Below are 1,554 nucleotides of genomic sequence, written 5' to 3'. Positions count from 1 at the left end.
TGGATATAGACTATAAAGTGGACACGAAATGGTGAGAATGTTAATACCATCCATTAGAAAAGGAGCGTGTCTAAATTGAGTAAGGTATATGACGAAGATTTTAAGGAGTATGTATCTAAGTTAGTTGTAGAAGAAGGAAGAAAGGTATCCGAAGTCAGTAGTGAACTAGATATAGTAGATAAAACGATTTATCGGTGGGTAAAGAAATACCGTGAAAGGCTGGCTTTAAAAGAGAAGGAGAGTGGATACAAAACACCAAGTGAATATGAGAAGCGTGAAAAAGAATTGGTAAAACGTCTTAAGGATTTAGAAGAGGAGAATGCCATCATAAAAAAGGCAGCGCACATCTTCATGAAAAGCCAGTAGTGAAGTTTCACTTCATTTATAAACAGCGAAAAGAATTTCGAATAGTGAAGATGTGCCAAGTTCTAAAAGTATCAAAAAGTGGCTATTACAAATGGCTGAACAACCGAGATATAGGGAGTACTCAGGCTGAAAAGAAAAAGAAAGTAATGTCCAAGATCCGTCGTCTTTTCTTTGAAAATAGAAAGGTTTATGGCAGTCCCAGAATCACAAGAGAGCTTCATAAAGAAGGGGTAAAACTTACGGAAAAAACCGTTGGAAGATACATGAGAGAAATGAATTTACGAGCGATCCCAAAACAAAAATTTGTGGTAACAACCGATTCTAAGCACAACCATCCGATTTACCCGAATTTACTTCAACGACAGTTTAATCCAGATAGGCCAAATACCGTCTGGACAACGGATATTACCTATATTTGGACGAGCCAGGGTTGGCTGTATCTGGCTGTCGTAATAGACTTGTTTTCAAGAAAAATAGTGGGATGGTCGACGGAAAAAACCATGACTAAAGAGTTGCCGTTACGTGCCCTAAACATGGCTATCAGAACGAGAAAACCGCCAAAAGGACTTATCCACCACTCCGATCGCGGTAGTCAGTATACGTCTAAAGATTACATTGCCCGCTTAGTGGAGTGTAAGATGCAAATCAGTATGAGTCGTAAAGGGAACTGTTACGATAATGCATGTACGGAGTCCTTTTTTGCCTCTTTGAAAAAAGAGCTCGTGTATCGCCATAAGTATACAAGCCGTGAAAAGGCCTCCAAGGAAATCTGGAAGTATATCATGAGTTTCTACAACGTTAGAAGAAGTCATTCCACAATAGGCTACGTATCCCCAAAAGAGTATGAAAAAATGTATAGGGAAGGAGCTCTGCAGATACAAGGAGACAACGCTGCATAAGCTTTTAGAACGTGCACCAAGCAACTTTACTTGGAGAGGCGGGTATGTTAGCCTTCTGGGCGAGCCACCGTTGAATGATACAAGGTGGCTTTGTGGCTGGGAACCATACCCGTAGAGGCTCCATGTCAAGTTGCGTCGCAATGAGAATGACCGATATTCGCCTTTAGAAAAGTTACATGAAAATTCAGTCTCGGAATTATCACTTTAGAAGAACAAGAAATCGCATGATTGAAGGAATTAAGCACAATGAGTTCTCTCAGACGCTGTCCACTTTCTTGACATAAGACCA

At 40.3% G+C, this 1,554-nt stretch carries 1 pseudogene; it reads left to right on the top strand.

What is annotated here, in order from left to right:
• The first annotated feature begins 75 nt into the window (after positions 1-75).
• Positions 76-1,265, top strand: a pseudogene (locus BALCAV_RS20775) (IS3 family transposase).
• Positions 1,266-1,554: the final 289 nt, after the last annotated feature.

The sequence above is a fragment of the Alkalihalobacillus alcalophilus ATCC 27647 = CGMCC 1.3604 genome, from assembly GCF_000292245.2.
In the GTDB taxonomy this organism is placed as follows: domain Bacteria; phylum Bacillota; class Bacilli; order Bacillales; family Bacillaceae_D; genus Alkalihalobacillus; species Alkalihalobacillus alcalophilus.
The sequence above is the reverse complement of the archived record's forward strand: the minus strand, read 5'-3'. Positions and strand labels throughout refer to the sequence as shown.